The organism is Streptomyces sp. NPDC046197, assembly GCF_040646295.1.
Taxonomy (GTDB): domain Bacteria; phylum Actinomycetota; class Actinomycetes; order Streptomycetales; family Streptomycetaceae; genus Streptomyces.
The window spans coordinates 183,889-204,017 of the sequence record NZ_JBEYZY010000001.1 but is presented as its reverse complement, the minus strand read 5'-3'; the positions used below and the strand labels follow the sequence as shown (position 1 = coordinate 204,017).

19 protein-coding genes are annotated in these 20,129 nt (G+C 72.6%); 8 read left to right on the top strand and 11 right to left on the bottom strand.

Features of this window, described 5'->3' with window-relative positions; all coding sequences use genetic code 11:
* Window positions 1-52: 52 nt before the first annotated feature.
* Genes AB0A61_RS00910 through pdhA form a run of 3 tightly spaced genes read right to left on the bottom strand, consistent with a single transcriptional unit; the run spans window position 53 to window position 3,767 of the window.
* Entirely contained in the window at window positions 53-1,621 is a 1,569-nt protein-coding gene (locus AB0A61_RS00910; protein WP_361283986.1) for a dihydrolipoamide acetyltransferase family protein, read from the bottom strand.
* The gene (locus AB0A61_RS00905; protein ID WP_361283983.1) at window positions 1,621-2,625 is read right to left on the bottom strand and encodes an alpha-ketoacid dehydrogenase subunit beta; all 1,005 of its coding nucleotides are present in this window, start codon (window positions 2,623-2,625) and stop codon (window positions 1,621-1,623) included. The genes AB0A61_RS00910 and AB0A61_RS00905 overlap by 1 nt, the downstream gene beginning before the upstream one ends.
* On the bottom strand, window positions 2,622-3,767 hold the full coding sequence (gene pdhA, locus AB0A61_RS00900) for a pyruvate dehydrogenase (acetyl-transferring) E1 component subunit alpha (protein ID WP_361283980.1): 1,146 nt from the start codon (window positions 3,765-3,767) through the stop codon (window positions 2,622-2,624). Before pdhA ends, AB0A61_RS00905 begins: the two co-directional genes overlap by 4 nt.
* Window positions 3,768-3,957: 190 nt before the next feature.
* On the opposite strand from pdhA, the gene AB0A61_RS00895 reads away from it, so the two are divergent.
* Entirely contained in the window at window positions 3,958-4,437 is a 480-nt protein-coding gene (locus tag AB0A61_RS00895; protein WP_361284969.1) for an Lrp/AsnC family transcriptional regulator, read from the top strand.
* 30 nt (window positions 4,438-4,467) lie between these two features.
* On the opposite strand, the gene AB0A61_RS00890 is transcribed toward AB0A61_RS00895, so the two are convergent.
* Together AB0A61_RS00890 and AB0A61_RS00885 are read right to left on the bottom strand one after the other, a co-directional pair.
* A complete protein-coding gene (locus tag AB0A61_RS00890; RefSeq protein WP_361283977.1) occupies window positions 4,468-5,058 on the bottom strand; it encodes a TetR/AcrR family transcriptional regulator in 591 nt (196 codons plus the stop codon).
* Window positions 5,055-6,569, bottom strand: a complete 1,515-nt coding sequence (locus AB0A61_RS00885; RefSeq protein WP_361283974.1) for a 3-hydroxyacyl-CoA dehydrogenase — start codon at window positions 6,567-6,569, stop codon at window positions 5,055-5,057. The genes AB0A61_RS00890 and AB0A61_RS00885 overlap by 4 nt, the downstream gene beginning before the upstream one ends.
* A 158-nt stretch (window positions 6,570-6,727) precedes the next feature.
* Between AB0A61_RS00885 and paaN the strand changes: the two genes are divergently transcribed.
* The gene (gene paaN, locus AB0A61_RS00880) at window positions 6,728-8,419 is read left to right on the top strand and encodes a phenylacetic acid degradation protein PaaN (RefSeq protein ID WP_361283971.1); all 1,692 of its coding nucleotides are present in this window, start codon (window positions 6,728-6,730) and stop codon (window positions 8,417-8,419) included.
* Window positions 8,420-8,426: 7 nt separating this feature from the next.
* Here the strand turns inward: paaN and AB0A61_RS00875 are convergent, their stop codons facing one another.
* Genes AB0A61_RS00875 through AB0A61_RS00865 form a run of 3 tightly spaced genes read right to left on the bottom strand, consistent with a single transcriptional unit; the run spans window position 8,427 to window position 11,538 of the window.
* Window positions 8,427-9,182: a TrmH family RNA methyltransferase gene (locus AB0A61_RS00875; protein WP_361283968.1), complete on the bottom strand. Its 756-nt coding sequence runs from the start codon at window positions 9,180-9,182 to the stop codon at window positions 8,427-8,429.
* Window positions 9,179-10,390, bottom strand: coding sequence for an HTTM domain-containing protein (locus AB0A61_RS00870; RefSeq protein WP_361283965.1), 1,212 nt, complete (start codon window positions 10,388-10,390; stop codon window positions 9,179-9,181). Before AB0A61_RS00870 ends, AB0A61_RS00875 begins: the two co-directional genes overlap by 4 nt.
* Window positions 10,387-11,538: a DUF5819 family protein gene (locus tag AB0A61_RS00865; protein ID WP_361283962.1), complete on the bottom strand. Its 1,152-nt coding sequence runs from the start codon at window positions 11,536-11,538 to the stop codon at window positions 10,387-10,389. The genes AB0A61_RS00870 and AB0A61_RS00865 overlap by 4 nt, the downstream gene beginning before the upstream one ends.
* Before the next feature lie 436 nt (window positions 11,539-11,974).
* Between AB0A61_RS00865 and paaA the strand changes: the two genes are divergently transcribed.
* From paaA to AB0A61_RS00835, 6 genes are all read left to right on the top strand, one after another.
* Window positions 11,975-12,988: a 1,2-phenylacetyl-CoA epoxidase subunit PaaA gene (gene paaA, locus AB0A61_RS00860; RefSeq protein WP_361283959.1), complete on the top strand. Its 1,014-nt coding sequence runs from the start codon at window positions 11,975-11,977 to the stop codon at window positions 12,986-12,988.
* The gene (gene paaB / locus AB0A61_RS00855) at window positions 12,985-13,272 is read left to right on the top strand and encodes a 1,2-phenylacetyl-CoA epoxidase subunit PaaB (protein ID WP_361283956.1); all 288 of its coding nucleotides are present in this window, start codon (window positions 12,985-12,987) and stop codon (window positions 13,270-13,272) included. The genes paaA and paaB overlap by 4 nt, the downstream gene beginning before the upstream one ends.
* Entirely contained in the window at window positions 13,269-13,988 is a 720-nt protein-coding gene (gene paaC, locus AB0A61_RS00850; RefSeq protein ID WP_361283953.1) for a 1,2-phenylacetyl-CoA epoxidase subunit PaaC, read from the top strand. Before paaB ends, paaC begins: the two co-directional genes overlap by 4 nt.
* Window positions 13,982-14,506, top strand: coding sequence for a 1,2-phenylacetyl-CoA epoxidase subunit PaaD (gene paaD, locus AB0A61_RS00845; RefSeq protein WP_361283950.1), 525 nt, complete (start codon window positions 13,982-13,984; stop codon window positions 14,504-14,506). The genes paaC and paaD overlap by 7 nt, the downstream gene beginning before the upstream one ends.
* Window positions 14,506-15,570 carry a 2Fe-2S iron-sulfur cluster-binding protein gene (locus AB0A61_RS00840; RefSeq protein ID WP_361283947.1) on the top strand — a complete coding sequence of 355 codons (1,065 nt, stop codon included), beginning with the start codon at window positions 14,506-14,508 and terminating at the stop codon, window positions 15,568-15,570. Before paaD ends, AB0A61_RS00840 begins: the two co-directional genes overlap by 1 nt.
* Before the next feature lie 229 nt (window positions 15,571-15,799).
* A complete protein-coding gene (locus AB0A61_RS00835) occupies window positions 15,800-16,942 on the top strand; it encodes an acyl-CoA dehydrogenase family protein (protein WP_361283944.1) in 1,143 nt (380 codons plus the stop codon).
* Window positions 16,943-17,023: 81 nt separating this feature from the next.
* On the opposite strand, the gene AB0A61_RS00830 is transcribed toward AB0A61_RS00835, so the two are convergent.
* The 3 genes from AB0A61_RS00830 to AB0A61_RS00820 all read right to left on the bottom strand — a co-directional run bounded on the left by AB0A61_RS00830 (window position 17,024) and on the right by AB0A61_RS00820 (window position 19,780).
* Window positions 17,024-17,353 carry a rhodanese-like domain-containing protein gene (locus AB0A61_RS00830; protein WP_361284966.1) on the bottom strand — a complete coding sequence of 110 codons (330 nt, stop codon included), beginning with the start codon at window positions 17,351-17,353 and terminating at the stop codon, window positions 17,024-17,026.
* A 72-nt stretch (window positions 17,354-17,425) separates the two neighbouring features.
* Window positions 17,426-18,274 carry a hypothetical protein gene (locus tag AB0A61_RS00825; RefSeq protein ID WP_361283941.1) on the bottom strand — a complete coding sequence of 283 codons (849 nt, stop codon included), beginning with the start codon at window positions 18,272-18,274 and terminating at the stop codon, window positions 17,426-17,428.
* An 84-nt stretch (window positions 18,275-18,358) separates the two neighbouring features.
* Window positions 18,359-19,780: a DUF2252 domain-containing protein gene (locus AB0A61_RS00820; protein ID WP_361284963.1), complete on the bottom strand. Its 1,422-nt coding sequence runs from the start codon at window positions 19,778-19,780 to the stop codon at window positions 18,359-18,361.
* Window positions 19,781-20,129 lie beyond the last annotated feature (349 nt).

The following is a 20,129-nucleotide window of genomic DNA, read 5'->3' as shown; positions in this document are numbered from 1 at the left end:
GCTCGGCCCCGTGGTCGCATGGACCCGGAACCTCACACCGTGCCCGCGGCCGTCACACCGTTCGCAGCAGCACCGCCGGCTGCTCCACGCAGTCGGCCACGTACCGCAGGAAGCCGCCCGCCGTGCCGCCGTCGCACACCCGGTGGTCGAAGGTGAGCGAGAGCTGGACGACCTGCCGCACCGCCAGTTCGCCCTCGTGCACCCAGGGCTTGGGGACGATGCGGCCGACGCCGAGCATGGCCGCCTCGGGGTGGTTGATGATCGGCGTGGAGCCGTCGACGCCGAACACTCCGTAGTTGTTCAACGTGAAGGTGCCGCCGGTGAGTTCCGCCGGGGTGAGCGCGCCCGTGCGGGCCGCCTCGGTCAGCCGGGCGAACTCTGCGGTCAGCGACTCGGCGTCCCGCGCGTGCGCGTCCCGTACGACCGGGACGACGAGCCCGCGCTCGGTCTGGGCGGCGAAGCCGAGGTGCACCTCGTCGAGCCGGACGACCTCCCTGGCCTCCATGTCGACCGTCGAGTTCAGCTCCGGGTAGCGGGCCAGGGCGGCCGTGCAGATCCGGGCCAGGAGGGCGAGCAGGGAGATCTTCGGTCCCCCGGCCGCGTTCATGGCCGCCCGGGCGCGCATCAGCTCCGTGGCGTCGGCGTCCACCCAGCACGTGGCGTCCGGTATCTCGCGCCGGCTGCGGGAGAGCTTGTCGGCGACCGCACCGCGCACACCCTTGAGGGGGATGCGGGTGCCAGAGGCTGCGCGCCCGGGAGTGCGCGGGCCGCCGGCGGCCCGGCCGGATGCCTGTGGCAGACCGGTGGCGGTCTGCGAGAGCGCGCCGGACAGGGGGGTGACCGCATCGGTGGACGCGGCCGCCGCGGCGGGCTCGAACCGGAGCATGTCCTCGACGTCCGCCCGCAGGATCAGTCCGTCGGGCCCGGAGCCCGCCAGCTGCCGCAGGTCGACGCCGTGCTCCCGGGCGAGCCGGCGTACGAGCGGTGAGATGACCGGGACGGGGCCGTCGGCGGAGCGCTCGGCCCGGGCGTGCCCGGCCGCGCTCGGTCCGCCCGCCGCCCCCTGCGCGTGGCGTGCGCCGCGAGCGGCCCGTACATGGCCGCCGTCGTGCGCTCCGCGTCCCGGGGCATTTCCCGCGGCACCCGGGCCGACACCGGTGGACATGGCTCGGGGGGCTGACCCGCCCGAAGCCACGTCGACCGTGGGTGTGCCCGCGGCGGTCGGCACGGAACTGCCGTTCGCGGTCGGCGCCGCGTCCCGCGGGCCCGGCCCCATCGGCGCGGGACGTACCCGTCGGCGTCGCGCCGGAGGTGCCCCCGTGCCGTACCCGACCAGTACGTTGCCGGAGCCCTCTGTCTCGTCGGCGGCGGCCGGTTCGCCCACCGCGACCGTCAGCAGGGGCGCGCCCACGGGAAGTTCCGTGCCCTCCTCGCCGAAGCGGGCCGTGACCACCCCGCCGTAGGGACACGGCACCTCGACCATCGCCTTGGCCGTCTCGACCTCGACGACCGGCTGGTCGACGGTCACGACGTCTCCGACCTCGACCAGCCAGCGGACGATCTCCGCCTCGGTGAGCCCCTCCCCGAGGTCGGGGAGCTTGAACTCCAGCACCTGTGCCATCAGCTCTCGGCCTCCCACTGCAGACGCGCCACGGCGTCCAGGATCCGGTCGACGCCGGGCAGGTGGTGGCGCTCCAGCATCGGCGGCGGGTAGGGGATGTCGAACCCGGCCACGCGCAGCACCGGAGCTTCCAGGTGGTGGAAGCAGCGCTCCGTGACGCGGGCGGCGATCTCCCCGCCCGGGCCGCCGAAGGCGCCCGACTCGTGCACGACGACCGCGCGCCCGGTGCGCCGCACCGACGCGCAGACCGTCTCGTCGTCGAACGGCACCAGGGAGCGCAGGTCGACGACTTCGAGGTCCCAGCCCTCGGCCCGCGCGGCCTCGGCGGCCTCCATGCAGACGGGTACGGACGGGCCGTAGGTGATGAGCGTGGCGCTGCGGCCCGGGCGCCGCACCACGGCGCGGCCTATGGGTTCAACGGTCTGCGGGTCCTCCGGGTTCCACGAGTCCTTCGACCAGTACAGGCGCTTGGGTTCCAGGAAGACGACCGGGTCGTCGGAGGCGATGGCGGCGCGCAGCAGCCCGTAGGCGTCGGCGACGGTCGCGGGCATGACGACGTGCAGCCCGGGGGTCGCCATGTAGTACGCCTCGGAGGAGTCGCTGTGGTGCTCGACGCCGCCGATGCCGCCGCCGTAGGGGACCCGGATGGTGATGGGCAGGGGCATCCTGCCGCGCGTGCGGTTGCGCATGCGTGCGACGTGGCTGACGAGCTGTTCGAACGCCGGGTAGGCGAAGGCGTCGAACTGCATCTCGACGACCGGCCTGAGGCCGTACATCGCCATGCCGACGGCGGTGCCGAGGATGCCGGCCTCGGCCAGCGGCGTGTCGGTGCAGCGGTCCTCGCCGAACTCCTTGGCGAGCCCGTCGGTGACGCGGAAGACGCCGCCGAGGGTGCCGACGTCCTCGCCCATGACGTGCACGGAGGGGTCGGCGGCCATGGCGTCGCGCAGCGCGCGCGTGAGGGCCTGGGCCATGGTGGCCGGCTTGAGCGCGACGGTGGTCATCGGACCGTGCCTTCCTGCGACTCGGCCTCGGCCGCCAGCTCGGCCCGCAACTGGGCCTGCTGTTCGCGCAGCTGCACGGTGGGCTCGGCGTAGACGTGGGCGAACAGATCCATGGGGTCCAGTACCGGGTCCTGGTTCATGCGTGCGCGCAGCCCGGCGGCCATGGTCTCGGCGTCCTCGCGGGCGGCGGAGATGCCGTCCTCGTCGATCAGCCCGCGTTCGGTCAGCTCCCGCTCCAGCAGCCCGATCGGATCGTGCTCACGCCAGGCCTCGACCTCGGCGTCGCCGCGGTAGCGGGTGGCGTCGTCGGCGTTGGTGTGGGCGTCGATGCGGTAGGTCACCGCCTCGATCAGCGTCGGGCCGCCTCCCGCGCGCGCGTGCCGTACGGCGTCGGCGAGCACCTCGTGTACGGCCGCCGCGTCGTTGCCGTCGACCAGGCGGCCCGGCATGCCGTACCCGACGGCCTTGTGGGCCAGGGAGGGTGCCGCGGTCTGCTTGTCGAGCGGGACGGAGATGGCGAAGCCGTTGTTCTGGACCAGGAAGACGACCGGGGCCTGCCAGACGGCGGCGAAGTTCAGCGCCTCGTGGAAGTCGCCCTCGCTGGTGCCGCCGTCGCCGACCATGGCCAGCGCAACCACGTCGTCGCCCTTGAGGCGGGCCGCGTGGGCCAGACCGACGGCGTGCGGGAGCTGGGTGGCGAGCGGGGTGCTCAGGGGGGCGACACGGTGCTCGTAGGGGTCGTAGCCGGTGTGCCAGTCGCCGCGCAGCAGCGTCAGGGCCTCGACGGGGTCCACGCCGCGGGCCACGGCGGCGAGCGTGTCGCGGTAGCTGGGGAAGAGCCAGTCGCGCTCCTCAAGGGCGAGCGCGGCGGCGACCTCGCAGGCCTCCTGGCCGGTGCTTGAGGGATAGACGGCGAGGCGGCCCTGCTTGGTCAGGGCGGTGGCCTGCGTGTTGTACCGGCGGCCGAGCACCAGCTGCGCGTACAGCCGGCGCAGCAGCTCCGGGTCGGCCTTCGCGGCCGCCTCCGTGCCGAGGACCCGGTACGGCTCCGGGTCGGGCAGCAGCGGCGCGGGGTCGGTACGGGGCTGCCAGGCGGGCGGCGGCGATGGCCGGTACGCGCCCCGCTGCTCCATGACCGTCATGACGGCACCTCCTCGTGGGAGCGGCTACGGGAGGCGCGTCGCCTGTGACTCGCCTCACCTACCGATTGTTCGGTCGTCGACACATTTTGGCTACAGGCGGCCCCAGGCTGTGGACAAACGGTTCTCCACAACCTGAGATGGACGCACTACGTCCACGAGGGAGAGGCGGGGGGACATGGCAGCTGAACAAATGGCCGAGAGCCCGGACGGCGCCGCCCCGCCGCCCCGCCCGCTCGACGCCATCGATCAGGACATCCTGCAGATGCTCCAGACGGACGGCCGCGCCTCGATACGGTCGGTCGCCGAACGGGTCCACGTCTCACGGGCCAACGCCTACGCCCGGATCAACCGCCTCCTCGATGACGGCGTCATCCGCGGCTTCGGAGCCCGCGTCGACCACGAACGCGCGGGCCAGGGCACGTCCGCGTACGTCACGCTGAAAATCGTGCAGAACTCCTGGCGCACGGTGCGCGAGCAGCTCAGACAACTGCCCGGCGCCTCCCACATCGCGCTGGTGGGCGGAGATTTCGATGTGCTGCTGCTGGTGCACACCCCCGACAACCGGGCGCTGCGCGAGCTGGTGCTCACCCGGCTGCAGGCGATTCCCGAGGTGCTCAGCACCCGCACGCTGCTGGTGTTCGAGGAGGAGGACCTGGAGCCGCAGGGATGACTCCGCAGGCGTGACCCCTGCGGGGGGGGCTCACGCCTGCTTGCGCAAGCCCCCGAAGACCACCTGCACCACCGCGTCGGCCACCTCGCGCTCGCCCGTCCCGCGCCCGTCGGGCCGGTACCACTCCGCGATGGAGTTGATCATTCCGAAGACGAGCCGGGTCGCCAGCCGCACCTCCACGTCACCGCGCACGTCACCGTCGGCCGCCGCCGCCTTGAGCAGCTCGGCAACCCGGTGGTCGAAGTGCCGGCGCCGTTCCAGCGCCCAGCGCTCGGTGTCCGTGTTGCCGCGCACGCGCAGCAGCAGCGTCACGTACGGCAGTTCGGTGATGAGCACCTCGACCATGCGCCGCACGACGTACTCCAGGCGCTCGGCGGCACACCCCACGCGCGCGTGCTCCTCGTCGAGGATCCCGAAGAGCCCGTCCAGCGCCCGGCTGACCGCGCGGCGCAGCAGTTCCTCCTTGCCGGCGACATGGTGGTAGATCGACGACTTGGAGATGCCGGCCGCCCTGGACAGGTGCTCCATGGAGGTGCCGTCGTAACCGCGCTCGTTGAAGACCTGCACGGCGACCGAGAGCAGTGTCTCGGGGGTGTACGTGTCCCGTCTGGCGGTGGTCATGAGGTGCCCTCCCGCTTCTCGGTGGCGTACGCGTGGCGGTAGAGCGCCAGCGACGGCGAGTAGCGCCCGGACGGATCGCGCAGGTGCAGGTCGTCCAGGAGGTCGTAGGCCCAGGTCCGGCCCAGCCTGCGACTCCACTCGAAGGGGCCGAGGGGGTAGTTGACACCCAGGCGCATCGCGGTGTCGATGTCCTCCTCGGTCGCCACGCCCTTGGCCACGGCGTCGTGCGCCAGGTCGACGATCCGGGCGACCGTGCGGGCGACGATCATGCCGGGGGCGTCGCCGATGACGCTGACGTCCTTGCCGAGCGCCTGGAACAGGCCGGTGGCCTCCGCCAGGGTCTGCGGGGCGGTGTCCTGGGAGGCGGACAGGGCGATGCGGGTGGCCCGCCGGTAGTCGAGGGCGAGGTCGAAGTACACGACGTCCCGGAACTCGACGGAGGTCTGGCCGTCCGCGAGCACCAGCTGGCCGCCGCTGGGCAGCACCAGCCGGGTGCCGTGGTCCTCGTCCTCCTCGCGGACGGGGATGCCCGCCTCGCGGATCAGGCCGAGCACCTCGGACGCCGGGCCGAGATCGCCCTCGGCGACCACGTACGCGGGCGCCTGGGCGCGTTCGGCGGTGTGCGGCTCGGAGCGTTCGGCGTCGTCGGCGTAGTCGTACCAGCCGTGTCCGCTCTTGCGTCCCAGGCGGCCGGACTCCACCAGCCGGCGCTGGGCGAGCGAGGGAGTGAAGCGGACGTCCTGGAAGAACGACTGCCACACGGAGTGGGTGACGGACTCGTTGACGTCCTGCCCGATGAGGTCGGTCAGCTCGAAGGCGCCCATGCGGAAGCCGCCGGACTCGCGCAGCACCGCGTCGATGGTGGCCGGGTCGGCGGCCTGGGCCTCGTAGACGGCGAAGGCCTCGGCGTAGAAAGGGCGGGCGATGCGGTTGACGATGAAGCCGGGGGTGTCCGCGCAGGCGACCGGTGTCTTGCCCCAGGCACGGGCCGTCTCGTACGCGCGCGTGGCCGACGTGACGTCGGTGGCGAACCCGGAGACGACCTCCACCAGCGGCATGAGCGGAGCCGGGTTGAAGAAGTGCAGGCCGACCAGTCGGCCGGCGTTGCGCAGCCCGCCTCCGACGGCGGTCACCGACAGCGACGAGGTGTTGGTCGCGAGCAGGCAGTCGTCGCCGACGACGGACTCCAGGTCCCGGAACAGCTCCTGCTTGGCGTCCAGACGCTCCAGGATCGCCTCGACGACCAGCGTGCAGTCCGCGAGCTCGGCGAGGCTTGCGGCGGGCAGCAGGCGGGCGCGGGCCGCGTCCCGGTCGGCGCCGCCGAGCCGGTCCTTCTCGACGAGCCGGTCCAGTCGGGCACCGATCGCGGCGGCCGCCTCCTGGGCGCGCCCGGGCTGGGCGTCGTACAGCCGTACGGGGTGGCCCGCGACCAGCGCGACCTGGGCGATGCCCTGGCCCATGGTGCCGGTGCCGACGACGGCCACGGGGCTGCTGAGGTCGAGTGCTGTCATGAGCGCGATCCTCCCGCACGGGTCTTCCACAGATGCGGCGGACCCCCTTGTCCCGACCGATCGTTCGGTTACTCTAACTCTGTCCGCCTGTTCCTGCCCATGGTTCTGCCAGGTCAAGAACTCGAAGAAGAGTTCTCAAGACGAGGAGTTGGTCCCGCATGGCCGCCGAACTGACCGCGCACGAGCTGATCGCCAGGCATCGGCCCAGCCTGGACCAGGCGCTCGAGGCAATCCGCACACGCGCGTACTGGTCCCCGCACCCCGAGCACCCGAAGGCCTATGGGGAGAACGGCAGCCTGGACGCGACCGCGGGCAAGGCCGCCTTCGACGCCCTCCGGGGCACCCGCCTCGACCTCGGCCAGCCCGGCACGGACGACTGGGTGGGCGGCGAGGTCTCGCCGTACGGCGTCGAGCTCGGTGTGACCTACCCGCACGCGGACCTCGACGTGCTGCTGCCCGCCATGAAGGCCGGTCAGCGTGCATGGCGGGACGCGGGCGCCGAGGCCCGCGCCGTCGTGTGTCTGGAGATCCTCAAGCGGATCAGCGACCGGACCCACGAGTTCGCCCACGCGGTCATGCACACCTCCGGCCAGGCGTTCATGATGGCCTTCCAGGCGGGCGGTCCGCACGCCCAGGACCGCGGCCTGGAGGCGGTGGCGTACGCGTACATGGAGCAGGTGCGCACCCCGGACACGGCGGAGTGGACCAAGCCCCAGGGCAAGCGCGACCCGCTGGCGCTCACCAAGCACTTCACGCCGGTCCCGCGCGGGATCGCGCTGGTCATCGGCTGCAACACCTTCCCGACGTGGAACGGCTATCCGGGCCTGTTCGCGTCCCTGGCCACGGGCAACGCGGTCCTGGTGAAGCCCCACCCGCGCGCGGTACTGCCGCTGGCGCTCACCGTGCAGGTCGCGCGCGAGGTGCTCGCCGAGGCGGGCTTCGACCCGAACCTGGTGGCCCTGGCCGCCGAACGCCCCGGCGAGGGCATCGCCAAGACCCTGGCCACCCGGCCCGAGATCAAGATCATCGACTACACGGGCTCGACCGCGTTCGGCGACTGGCTGGAGGCCAACGCCCGCCAGGCGCAGGTCTACACGGAGAAGGCCGGCGTCAACACGGTGATCGTCGAGTCGACGGACGACTACAAGGGAATGCTGTCCAACCTGGCCTTCTCGCTGTCCCTGTACAGCGGCCAGATGTGCACCACCCCGCAGAACCTGCTGATCCCGCGCGACGGCATCCGCACCGACGAGGGCGCCAAGTCCTTCGACGAGGTGGTCGCCGACCTCGCCAAGTCGGTCGCCGGTCTCCTCGGCGACGACGCCCGGGCGAACGCGCTGCTCGGCGCGATCGTCAACCCGGACGTGAAGGCCCGCCTGGAGGCCGCGGCCGGTCTCGGTGAAGTCGCGCTCGCCTCCCGCGAGATCACCAACCCGGACTTCCCGGGCGCGGTCGTGCGCACCCCGGTGATCGTGAAGCTGGACGGCGCCAAGCCGGACGCCGAGGCCGCCTACATGAACGAGTGCTTCGGCCCGGTGTCCTTCGCCGTCGCCGTCGACTCGGCGGCCGACGCGGTGGACCTGCTGCGCCGCACCATCCGCGAGAAGGGCGCGATGACGGTGGGCGCCCACACCACCGACGACGAGGTCGAGCAGGCGGTGCGGGAGGCGTGCCTGGAGGAGGCCGCCCAGCTGTCGCTCAACCTCACCGGCGGGGTGTACGTCAACCAGACGGCCGCCTTCTCAGACTTCCACGGCTCGGGTGGCAACCCGGCGGCCAACGCGGCCCTGTGCGACGGCGCGTTCGTCGCCAACCGCTTCCGGGTGGTCGAGGTGCGCCGGGAGGCGTAGCGCCTCCTCAGGGCGCGCGATGCGCCCCCTCGGTCGCACTCCAGTGGTACAGCGTCATCGCCACACTGGTGGCGAGGTTGTAGCTGGAGACCTGGGGGCGCATCGGCAGGGCCACCAAGTGGTCGGTGCGGGCGCGCAGTCCGGCGGACAGACCGCTGCGTTCGGAACCGAAGGCGAGCACGGCGTCGTCCGGCAGCTTCAGCCCGCGGATGTCCTCGCCCTCCGGGTCGAGGGCGAACAGCGGGCCGAACGGCAGCTCGTCGAGGTCCAGCCGCTCCACCGCGGTGGCGAAGTGCAGTCCCGCCCCACCACGCACCACCGTCGGATGCCAGGGGTCGAGGGTGCCGGTGGTGACGACCCCGGTCGCCCCGAACCCGGCGGCCAGCCGGATCACCGCCCCGGCGTTGCCCAGGTTGCGCGGCTGGTCCAGGAGCACCACGGGCGCCGTACGCGGCCTGCGCGCCAGAACCCGCAGGTTCGCGTCCCGGGAGGGCCGTACGGCGAGGGCGGCCACCGCGGTGGGATGGGGCCGCGCAACCAGGGACGCGTACGTCTCCTGCGACACCTCGGTCAGCAGCGCGTCCAGCGTGTCCCGTACGTCGGGAGCCAGCTCGTCGGCGAGGGCGAGCGTCGCCCCGCGGTCGGCGGTGACCGCCACCACCACCTCGGCACCGAAACGCACGGCGTGCTTGAGGGCGTGAAAGCCGTCGAGCAGCACGGAGCCGTCCGCGCACCGGCGCCAGGTGGATACGGGATCGGTCATGCCGTGAAGCCTACGTGGGCGGGCTCGCTGTCCTCGGGAGAGCGTGGGCGCCCCACCCGGGCCCTCTGAGCGCGCGGAGGCAACCGGTCACGCGTGCGTGCCACCCAGGAGCCGGCACGGCGCAGGAACGACGTCGGCAGGAACACCGCGTCCGCCGCGATCATCGCCAGGGAGAAGAACGGCAGTCCCAGAACCACGGCGATCACGGCGTGCTCGGTCATCATCGCCGCCAGCAGGACGTTCTTGACGCGCCGGTTGAAGAGCGTGAACGGGAAGGCCACCTGCACGATCACCGTCCCGTACGTCACCAGCGTGACGAGCGTGCCACTGGCGGACAGCAGGCCGGCGAGCGCCGGCCAGGGTGAGAAAGAGGCCAGGTGGAGGGGGTAGTAGACCGCGGTACCGTCCTGCCAGCGGGAGCCCTGGATCTTGTACCAGCCGGCCGTCGCGTAGATGAGGCACGCCTCGGCCATGATCACGAACAGTGCGCCGTTGTGCGCGATGTTGGCGACCACGTCGAGCAGGATGCGCGGCTGCGCGGATCTGGCGCGCCGCCCGACCAGCCACCACAGGGCCGGCGCCAGCCACATGCCCCACAGGAGTGCCGGGACGAACCACTCGCCCTGCATCCGGCCCGCCGCGGTCACGCCCGCCAGGACCAGGCCGAGCACGCACCACAGCACGGGCCCCGTCCGGTCGCGCACCCACTCCCCACGCGCGCGTGCCGCCTCCGCGCGCGCGGAGCGCCGCGCGTCCAGTGACCACACCTGGCCGCAGCGCGTGAAGACCAGGTAGAGAGACATCAGGTGCAGGACGTTGTCACCGCCGTCCCCCACGAGGACGCTGCGGTTCTGCAGCGAGAGGACGCCCACCATGAACAGCACCGACATGGTGCGGGTGCGCCAGCCCAGCATCAGCAGCAGGCTCGACAGGACGGCCAGCGCGTAGACGGTCCCGAACCAGGCCTGGCTCCTGAACCACATCAGGACCGTGAAGGCGCCGTTGTCGGCGGTCAGCTGCTGGGCGAGGTCCCAGCTCCACGGCCCGTCGGGCCCGTACAGCTCCTGGCGGTGGGGGAACTCGCGCAGCAGGAACAGCAGCCAGGTCGCCGAGAGGCCGATGCGTATCACGGCCGTCTGGTAGGGGCCGAGGGCCGCTTCGGTGACCCGGGCGATCCCGCGGGAGACAAGGAGCGCAAGGCGGTTCACCGCACTCCCCCCTCGGCCTCGTCGGTCGGAACCGTCCACCACGGCAGCTCGCGGTACACGGGCGTGTCCGGCACCTTCTCCTCGCTCCACCTGGGCGGGGGAACGTTCGTGATGCGGCTGCGGAGCTGGACACGTTCGAGGACACCGCCGGGGGCGGCCGCGTGGTCGCGGTCCAGCCGCAGCACGACGATGCGGCGCAGATACTGCTCCGCCAGTGCGCCGCGCAGGCCCGCCGGGCGGTTGTCGCCGTCGTGGGTGGCGGTGAAGAAGTCCCAGGCCCGGCGCACCTCGTTCTGCTGGGTGTGGCTCGGCAGGAGATTGCCGTCGATGGCCCGGCCGTCCTCGGCGGACAGGTCGTACCAGCCGGTGGTGCGGGTGCTGCCGTCCGTCCCGCTGACCTCCGCTCGCGCCTGCACCGAGATGTTCTGCTGCAGCGGGTTCGGCGCGAAGAGCTTCCAGTTCTGCTCGAACTCCGGATAGACCCAGTCGTCGATGGCCTTGCCGTGCTGCTTGGTCACCGTGTTCGACGGCGCGACGTGGAGGAAGACCATGCCGAGGTGGACACAGGCGGTCACCGCGACCACCGCCAGCGCCAGCGCCGCGCCGACCTGGTAGCGCGGGGAGAGCGCGGCGACACCGGTCCGGCTCCCGGCCCGCGAGCCGTCGGCGCCGAACGCGGGCACGAACGAAGGCACGACAGGCGTGGCAGGCCCACCACTCGGCCTCGCGGACGCGGCAGGCCCACCACTCGGTCCCGCAGACGCGGCAGGCCCACCACTCGGTCCCGCAGACGCGGCAGGCCCACCACTCGGTCCCGCAGACGCGGCAGGCCCACCACTCGGTCCCGCAGGCCCAGGGGGCCCGGCACTCGGTCCGGCAGGTGCGGGGCCAGTGCCGGGCTGACCGGCAAAGGCCGGTCCGCTCTCGGGGTGTGCGTCTGCCGCCCGGCCGCTGCTCGGCTGCCCGGTGGACGTCTGTTGCGATCGTCGCGATGCGGGCCGACCGGCGGACGCCGGTCCGCTCTCGGGCTGCGCGGAGCTCTCGGCGGCGGCCGGCCCGTCCGGCTCGTCGGTGCCGTCGGGGGCGTGCTGCCCGTCGGGGGCCTGCCGCCCGTCGGGGGCGTTCGGGTCCTCGTCGTACGCGTCCATTCCGCCCCGTTTCCCGATCCCGTCTCTTCCTGCCGCCCGGCCGCAGGGCGCCGCACGCCACGGCCACCGGTGTCCCGGCGCCGCATCGGAACGGTACTCAGGCCCGCCCGCCGGGCACACCCCTGGCAGCCCGGTCGCTTCCCGAGCGGGGGCCGTCCGTCGTACCACCCGGCCGGTCCTCCCCCGGACGGCGCTCCTCGCGGCCCCCCGGCGCCGTACCGCCCGGGCCACGGCGTGGGGGACCCGGAGGCGCCGCAGGTCAGCCCCGCGGATGCGGCGGGAACCGGCCTGAGCGGGCGCACGGCGGTTTGTCCACAGGTGGCTCCGCCGGTTGTCCACAACGGTTGACACCTTACGGCGCCGCGGCCACCATGGAATCGCCGGACCGAACGATCGGTCGGGAGATGGGAAAGAAGCCGAGGTCGAGGGGGACCGCATGGCGACAGCAGCCGCCGACCGCACGGCCCGCACCCAGGCGTACGACGCCTCGGACGCGGCCGTGGACACCGACGACGCCCAGCAGCGTGCCTTCGACGCCGCGGTGGCCGCCGACGAGCGCATCGAGCCGCGGGACTGGATGCCCGACGCCTACCGCGCGACGCTCGTCCGGCAGATCGCCCAGCACGCCCACTCCGAGATCATCGGCATGCAGCCGGAGGCCAACTGGATCACGCGCGCACCCTCCCTGCGCCGCAAGGCCATCCTCATGGCGAAGGTCCAGGACGAGGCCGGCCACGGCCTGTACCTGTACAGCGCGGCCGAGACCCTCGGCACCGGCCGGGACGAGCTGCTCGACAAGCTGCACAGCGGCCGCCAGAAGTATTCCTCGATCTTCAACTACCCGACGCTGACCTGGGCGGACGTCGGCGCCATCGGCTGGCTGGTGGACGGCGCCGCGATCACCAACCAGGTCCCGCTGTGCCGCTGCTCCTACGGTCCTTACGCGCGCGCGATGGTCCGTATCTGCAAGGAGGAGTCCTTCCACCAGCGCCAGGGGTACGAGCTGCTGCTGGCCCTCAGCCGCGGCACCCCCGAGCAGCACGCGATGGCGCAGGACGCGGTGAACCGCTGGTGGTGGCCGTCCCTGATGATGTTCGGCCCGCCCGACGACGAGTCGCAGCACTCGGCCCAGTCGATGGCCTGGAAGATCAAGCGTCACTCCAACGACGATCTGCGTCAGCGCTTCGTCGACATATGCGTCCCCCAGGCCGAGTCACTCGGCCTGACCCTGCCCGACCCGGACCTCAAGTGGAACGAGGAGCGGGGTCACCACGACTTCGGCGTCATCGACTGGACGGAGTTCTGGGAGGTCCTCAAGGGCAACGGTCCGTGCAACGAGCAGCGGATCACCCAGCGCCGGCGGGCGCACGACGAGGGCGCGTGGGTACGCGAGGCGGCCGCGGCCTACGCGGTCAAGCACACCGGTGAGACAGGAGCGAGGCGAGCATGACGAACACCGACTGGCCACTGTGGGAGGTCTTCGTGCGCTCCCGGCGCGGCCTGTCCCACACCCACGCCGGCAGCCTGCACGCCCCCGACGCGGAGCTCGCCCTGCGCAACGCCCGCGACCTGTACACGCGGCGCGGGGAGGGAGTGTCGATCTGGGTCGTGCCGTCCTCGTCGATCACGGCCTCCTCGCCCGACGAGAAGGACCCGTTCTTCGAACCCGCGGCCGACAAGCCCTACCGGCACCCGACCTTCTACGAGATCCCGGAGGGGGTGAAGCACCTGTGACGACCACCGTCGCCACAACCGCCGCCCTCGCCCTGGGCGACGACGCCCTCGTGCTCTCCCACCGCCTGGGAGAGTGGGCCGGTCACGCGCCCGTCCTGGAAGAGGAGGTCGCCCTCGCCAACATCGCCCTGGACCTGCTGGGCCAGGCCCGGGTACTGCTGTCGATGGCCGGGAACGAGGACGAACTGGCGTATCTGCGCGAGGAACGCGCCTTCACCAATCTCCAGCTGGTGGAGCAACCGAACGCCGACTTCGCCCACACGATCGCCCGTCAGCTGTACTTCTCCACCTACCAGCACCTTCTGTACGCGGAACTGGCCGCCGGCGCGGGCGACTTCGCCCCGCTCGCCGGGAAGGCCGTCAAGGAGGTCGCCTACCACCACGACCACGCCGAGCAGTGGACGCTGCGGCTCGGCGACGGCACCGACGTCAGCCACGAGCGGATGCAGCGGGCCTGCCAGGCCCTGTGGCGGTTCACCGGTGAGATGTTCCAGCCGGTGGAGGGTCTGGACGTCGACTGGGCGGGGATCGGGGCGGCCTGGCAGGAGTCGGTCGAGGACGTCCTGCGCCGGGCCACGCTGACGCTGCCCGAGGGCCCCCGGTCCGGGGCGTGGTCGGCGGGCGCGGGCCGGCAGGGCCTGCACACCGAACCGTTCGGGCGGATGCTCGCCGAGATGCAGCATCTGCACCGCAGCCACCCGGGGGCGTCATGGTGACCACCACGACCACGGTGGAGGCCGAGCTGCTGCGGCTCGCGGGCTCGGTGCCCGACCCCGAGCTGCCCGTGCTCACCCTGGAGGAGCTGGGCGTGGTCCGCGCGGTGCATCTGCGCGGCGCGGACGCGGTGGAGGTCGAGCTGACCCCGACGTACACCGGCTGTCCGGCGATCGAGGCGATGTCGCTGGACATAGAGCGGGTGCTGCGCGAACACGGTCTGCGGGACGTCACCGTCCGCACGGTGCTCGCCCCGGCCTGGTCGACGGACGACATCACGGCCGAAGGGCGGCGCAAGCTGCGGGAGTTCGGCATAGCGCCCCCGCGCAGCGGCGCAGCCTCAGGGCCGGTCCCGCTGGAACTCGGCCCGACGCGCACGCACGCGCCGGTCCCCGTCCACTGCCCGCACTGCGGATCGGCCGACACCGAACTGCTCAGCCGGTTCTCCTCCACCGCCTGCAAGGCACTGCGCCGCTGTCTGGCCTGCCGGGAACCGTTCGACCACTTCAAGGAGGTGTGATGGCCCGCTTCCACCCGCTGCCGGTGACCGCGGTCGACCGGCTCACCGACGACTCCGTGGCCCTCACGTTCGCGGTGTCGCCCGAGCTGCGCGAGGAGTACCGGCACGCGCCGGGTCAGCACCTCGCACTGCGGCGCGTGGTCGACGGCGCGGAGATCCGGCGGACGTACTCGATCTGTTCCCCGGCTCCGGAGCCCGACGGCGACGGACCGCGGACGCTGCGGGTCGGGGTGCGGCTGGTGGAGGGCGGCGCCTTCTCCGCGTACGCGCTGAAGGAGATCAACGTCGGCGACGAGCTGGAGGTGATGACCCCGGCGGGCCGCTTCACGCTCCAGCCCGCAGCCGGTCTGTACGCGGCTGTGGTCGGCGGCAGCGGCATCACGCCGGTGTTGTCCATCGCCGCCACCCTGCTGGCACGCGAGCCCGAGGCCCGCTTCTGCCTGATACGCAGCGACCGGACGACCGCCTCGACGATGTTCCTGGAAGAGGTCGCCGACCTGAAGGACCGGTACCCCGAGCGGCTGCAGCTGGTCACGGTGCTCTCCCGGGAGGAGCAGCAGGCGGGACTGCCGTCGGGGCGGCTCGACCAGGAGCGGCTCTCGGGGCTGCTTCCGGCGCTGCTCCCGGTCACGGAGGTGGCCGGGTGGTTCCTGTGCGGGCCGTTCGGGCTGGTGCAGGGGGCCGAGCGGGCCCTGCGGGGACTGGGGGTGGCGCGTGCCCGGATCCACGAGGAGATCTTCCACGTGGACGCCGGTGCGGCAGCCGGCACGACGGCCAACGCCCCCGCGCACAGCACGGTGACCGTCCGGCTCGACGGCCGCGGCGGGACCTGGCCGGTCCAGGACGGGGAGACACTCCTGGAGACGGTCCTTCGCAACCGGCCGGACGCGCCCTACGCCTGCAAAGGCGGCGTGTGCGGGACGTGCCGGGCCTTCCTGGTGGCGGGCGAGGTGCGCATGGACCGCAACTTCGCGCTGGAGCCGGAGGAGACCGATGCGGGGTACGTGCTGGCGTGCCAGTCGCATCCGGCGACGGAGACGGTGGAACTCGACTTCGACCGCTGAGGCGGTGGGACCGAGGTATCGGTGACCGAGGTACCGGTGGCCGAGGTACCGGTGCGGGCGCTTGACGGGTCGGGCCGCGAGGCCGCTGAGAGCGCCAACCGGTACGGCCGCCGGGACCAGTGCCGGTACGGCCGCCGGGGCCGGTGCGCCCCGGGCCGTTCCCTTCTTCTAGAACCTGTTCTATCTTGACGCCCCGTCAGGTCAGCTCAGGCGCCGGGAGGACAGGGTCGTGGACTTCACCTTCACCGAGGAGCAGCAGGCGGCGGCCGAAGCGGCCATAGGGGTGTTCTCCCAGGTCACACCGGACGCTGTGCCCAGCCCGGCGCTCACCCCGGGTGCCGTGGCCGAGGACTTCGACCGTGTGCTGTGGGCCCGGCTCACGGAGGCGGACCTGCTGAGCCTGCTGCTCGACGAGGAGTTCGGCGGGCCGGGGCTGGACGCGATCGCACTGTGCCTGGTGCTGCGCGAGTCGGCGAAGGTGCTGGCCCGGGTGCCGCTCCTCGAACACAGCGCGGCCATGGTGACCGTCCAGGCCCACGGAGACAAGGAGTTGGCGTCGCGTCTGCTGCCCCGGGCAGGCCGGGGCGAGGCGGTGCTGACCGTGGCCGCGCACGGCAGCACGGGCCACGATCCCGCCGAACTCGCCGTCACCGCACGGCAGGACGGTGACGAGTGGGTGCTCGACGGGATGCAGACGGCGGTCCCGTGGGCGTACGGCGCGGACGTCGTTGTCGTTCCGGCACACACCGGAGCCGGCCGGAGCGTGCTCGCCCTGGTCCCCCGCGGCCACGACGGCGCGCTGCTCGCCGAGCAGGTCTCCACGTCCGGTGAGCGGCTCGGCGAGCTGCGGCTGGAGTCCGCGCGCATCCCGGACCAGGACATGATCGACGCCAACGGGGCCTGGGAACGGCTGCGCGAGCTGCTGACCACCGGGACGTGCGCGCTGGCACTGGGGCTCGGGGAACGTGTGCTGCGCATGACCGCCGACTACACCGGCAAACGGGAGCAGTTCGGTTTCCCGATCGCGACCTTCCAGGCGGTCGCCGTACAGACGGCGGACCGTTATATCGACCTGCGTGCCATGGAGGCCACGCTCTGGCAGGCCGCGTGGCGCATCTCTTCGGGCACGCAGGGCGCGCAGGGCGCACTGCCCGCCTCCGGCGACGTGGCCGTGGCCAAGATCTGGGCCTCGGAGGGGGTACGGCGGGTGGTGCAGACCGCGCAGCACCTGCACGGGGGGTTCGGCGCCGACACCGATTACTCCCTGCACCGGTACCACGCCTGGGCCAAGCACCTGGAACTGTCACTCGGCCCGGCTGCGGCCCACGAAGAGGCCCTCGGGGACCTGCTGGCCGCGCATCCGCTGGGCTGACGGGCGTCCCGCCCGCCGGACCGGCCGCCCTGAGCGGCCAGGAGCGACCTGCAGCGGGCCTGAAGCGGCCTGCTCAGAAGGTCACAGGACGTGGCCGGGCCGGCCCTGGTCCGTCACGACGGGCCGGCCCGAGGCCGCCCACACCTGCATGCCGCCGTCGACGTTCACCGCGTCGATGCCCTGCTGGACCAGGTACATCGCGACCTGCGCCGACCGCCCGCCGGAGCGGCAGATGACATGGACCCGTCCGTCCTGCGGCGCGGCCTCGGTCAGTTCGCCGTACCGGGCCACGAACTCGCTGATGGGGATGTGCAGCGCCCCTTCGGCATGACCCGCCTGCCATTCGTCGTCCTCACGGACGTCCAGCAGGAAGTCGCCGTTCTTGAGGTCCGTGACCCCGACCGTGGGCACACCAGCTCCGAAATGCATGACTCCGACGCTACCCGAAGACGGCGCCGCACCCGTGGGCACGGGCAGGCCGGGTCACGCCTGACCCAGCAGCACCGCCAGTTCCGCCTCCCGGGCCGCCACGTCGTTGCGCAGCTGCTCGGCGATCTCGTCGAACAGGCGGTCGGGGTCGTCGGGAGCGAGGCGGAGCATCGAGGCGATCGCGCTCTCCTCCAGGTCCTTGGCGACGAGGGTGAGCAGTTCCTTGCGCCGGGCGAGCCATTCGAGGCGGGCGTAGAGCTCCTCGCTGCGGCTCGGCCGCTGCTCCTTCGGCCGTGGACCCGCTGCCCACTCCTCGGCCAGTTCCCGCAGTTCCTGCTCGTCGCCGCGGGCGTAGGCGGCGTTGACCCGCGTGATGAACTCCTCACGCCGGGTGCGCTCGTCGTCCTCCTGCGCCAGGTCGGGATGGGCCTGGCGGGCCAGCTCGCGGTAGAGCCTGCGGGCCTCCTCGCTCGGCCGCACCCGCTGCGGGGGCCGCACCGGCTGGTCCGTGAGCATCGCGGCGGCCTCCGGGAACAGTCCGCTGCCGTCCATCCAGCCGTGCAGCAGCTCCTCCACGCCCGGGATCGGCTGCAGCCGGGCCCGTACCTCCTGTGCCCTGCGCAGGTCCTCGGGGTCGCCCGTGCGCGCGGCCCTGGCCTCGGCCAGCTGCGCCTCCAGCTCGTCGAGCCGGGCGTAGAGCGGGCCGAGCCTCTGGTGGTGCAGCCGGGAGAAGTTCTCGACCTCCACACGGAAGGTCTCCAACGCGATCTCGTACTCGATGAGCGCCTGCTCGGCGGCCCGTACGGCACGCTCCAAGCGCTCCTCGGGCCGTGCCGCAGCGTCCTCGGACGTCGCCCGGTCCGCGCCGGCGACGCCACCGTTCTCAGCTTCCGGGGTCGTCACGCGAGACAGCGTAGGCCACACGGGCGGTGCCCTCACCACGCCGAGGGCCTCGGCTGCGGTGCCGCTTGTGTCCGGGGCCCGCCGTCACACCCCCATCTCCGCCGCCACTCTCCCCGACCGCACCGCCGCCAGCAGGTCCGCGTGGTCCGCCTCCGTGCGGTCGGCGTAGGTGACCGCGAAGGCGGCGACGGCCTCGTCCAGCTCCTCGTTCTTGCCGCAGTATCCGGCGATGAGGCGCGGATCGGCGCTGTGGGCGTGGGCACGGGCCAGGAGGGCCCCGGTCATGCGGCCGTAGTCGTCCATCTGGTCGGCGGCGAGTGCGGCGGGGTCGACACTGCCCTTGCGGTTGCGGAACTGGCGTACCTGGAAGGGGCGTCCCTCGACCGTCGTCCAGCCCAGCAGGATGTCGCTCACCACCTGCATGCGCTTCTGGCCGAGCACCACCCGCCGCCCCTCGTGTGTCACCTCGGGCGTCTCGAAACCGGCCGTCGCCAGATGCGGCACCAGGGCGGAGGGCCTGGCCTCCTTCACCTGCAGGACCAGCGGCTCGCCGCGGTGGTCCAGCAGCAGCACGACGTACGACCGCGTGCCCACGCTGCCGGTGCCGACCACCCGGAAGGCGACGTCGTGCACCGCGTACCGGGCGAGCAGCGGGAGACGGTCCTCGGAGAGCGTGGCCAGGTAGTGCTCGAGCGACGCCGCCACCGCCGCGGCCTCGGCGTCCGGCACCCGCCGCAGCACCGGCGGCGCGTCCACGAAGCGGCGCCCGCCGTGCTCACCCGGCTCCGTCGACTTGGCCGCGAAGCGTCCGCTGGTGTTGGCCCGTGCCTTCTCCGAGACCCGCTCCAGCGTTCCGAGCAGGTCGTGGGCGTCGGTGTGGGAGACCAGCTCCTCGTCCGCGATGGCGTTCCACGCGTCCAGGACCGGAAGCCTGGCCAGCAGCCGCATGGTGCGCCGGTAGGCACCCACCGCGTCGTAGGCGGCCTGACGGCAGCGGTCCTCGTCGCAGCCCGCCTCCCGGCCGGCCAGCACCAGTGAGGTGGCGAGCCGTTTGAGATCCCACTCCCAGGGGCCGTGAACCGTCTCGTCGAAGTCGTTCAGGTCGATGACCAGACCGCCGCGGGCGTCGCCGTACAGGCCGAAGTTGGCGGCATGGGCATCTCCGCATATCTGCGCGCCGATCCGGGTCATGGGCGTGCGGGCCAGGTCGTGGGCCATCAGCCCCGCCGAGCCGCGCAGGAACGCGAACGGCGTCGCCGCCATGCGGCCCACCCGGATCGTGGTGAGCTCCGGTATCCGGCCGAGGTTGGACTCCTCCACCGCCGTCACCGCGTCGGGGCGGAAGGCGTCCACGTCGACGGCGGCGTGCGCCCTGCGCGGCACCCGGCGCCGCAGCGCCTTCCCCTCTTCCTTGGGCGACCCCTCGACGGGCCACTGCGCGAACCCCCGCACCCGGGGCAGTCGGCGCGTGCCGCCGGCGTCCGCCGCACACCGCTGGACCGGCAACGGCTCCGCCGCTTCCGCACCGACCGCACCTGCCTCGGTCACGCGACCGCCTCCCCCGTACCCGTACGAACATCAACTTCAGCCGACCGTACAGCCGAAGACGAAATCGCGTCAGACCCTGTGGACAACTCCGCCGGTTGTCGGGATCACCACGGCCATCACCAGGGCAGGGCCCGATGCGGCTGCCGGCCTTCGGGGCGGGAGTGGGCGAGCCAGGAAGTCGTCAACTGGCCCGCGCAAGGCGGCCGCAAGATCAGGGAACGGGCGGCACAACGCGGACAGGCCCCGCCCGTGAGATAGTTCACGCGCCGGGGGCCTGCCGTCTGTCTTGACCATGTTGTGCGATGTC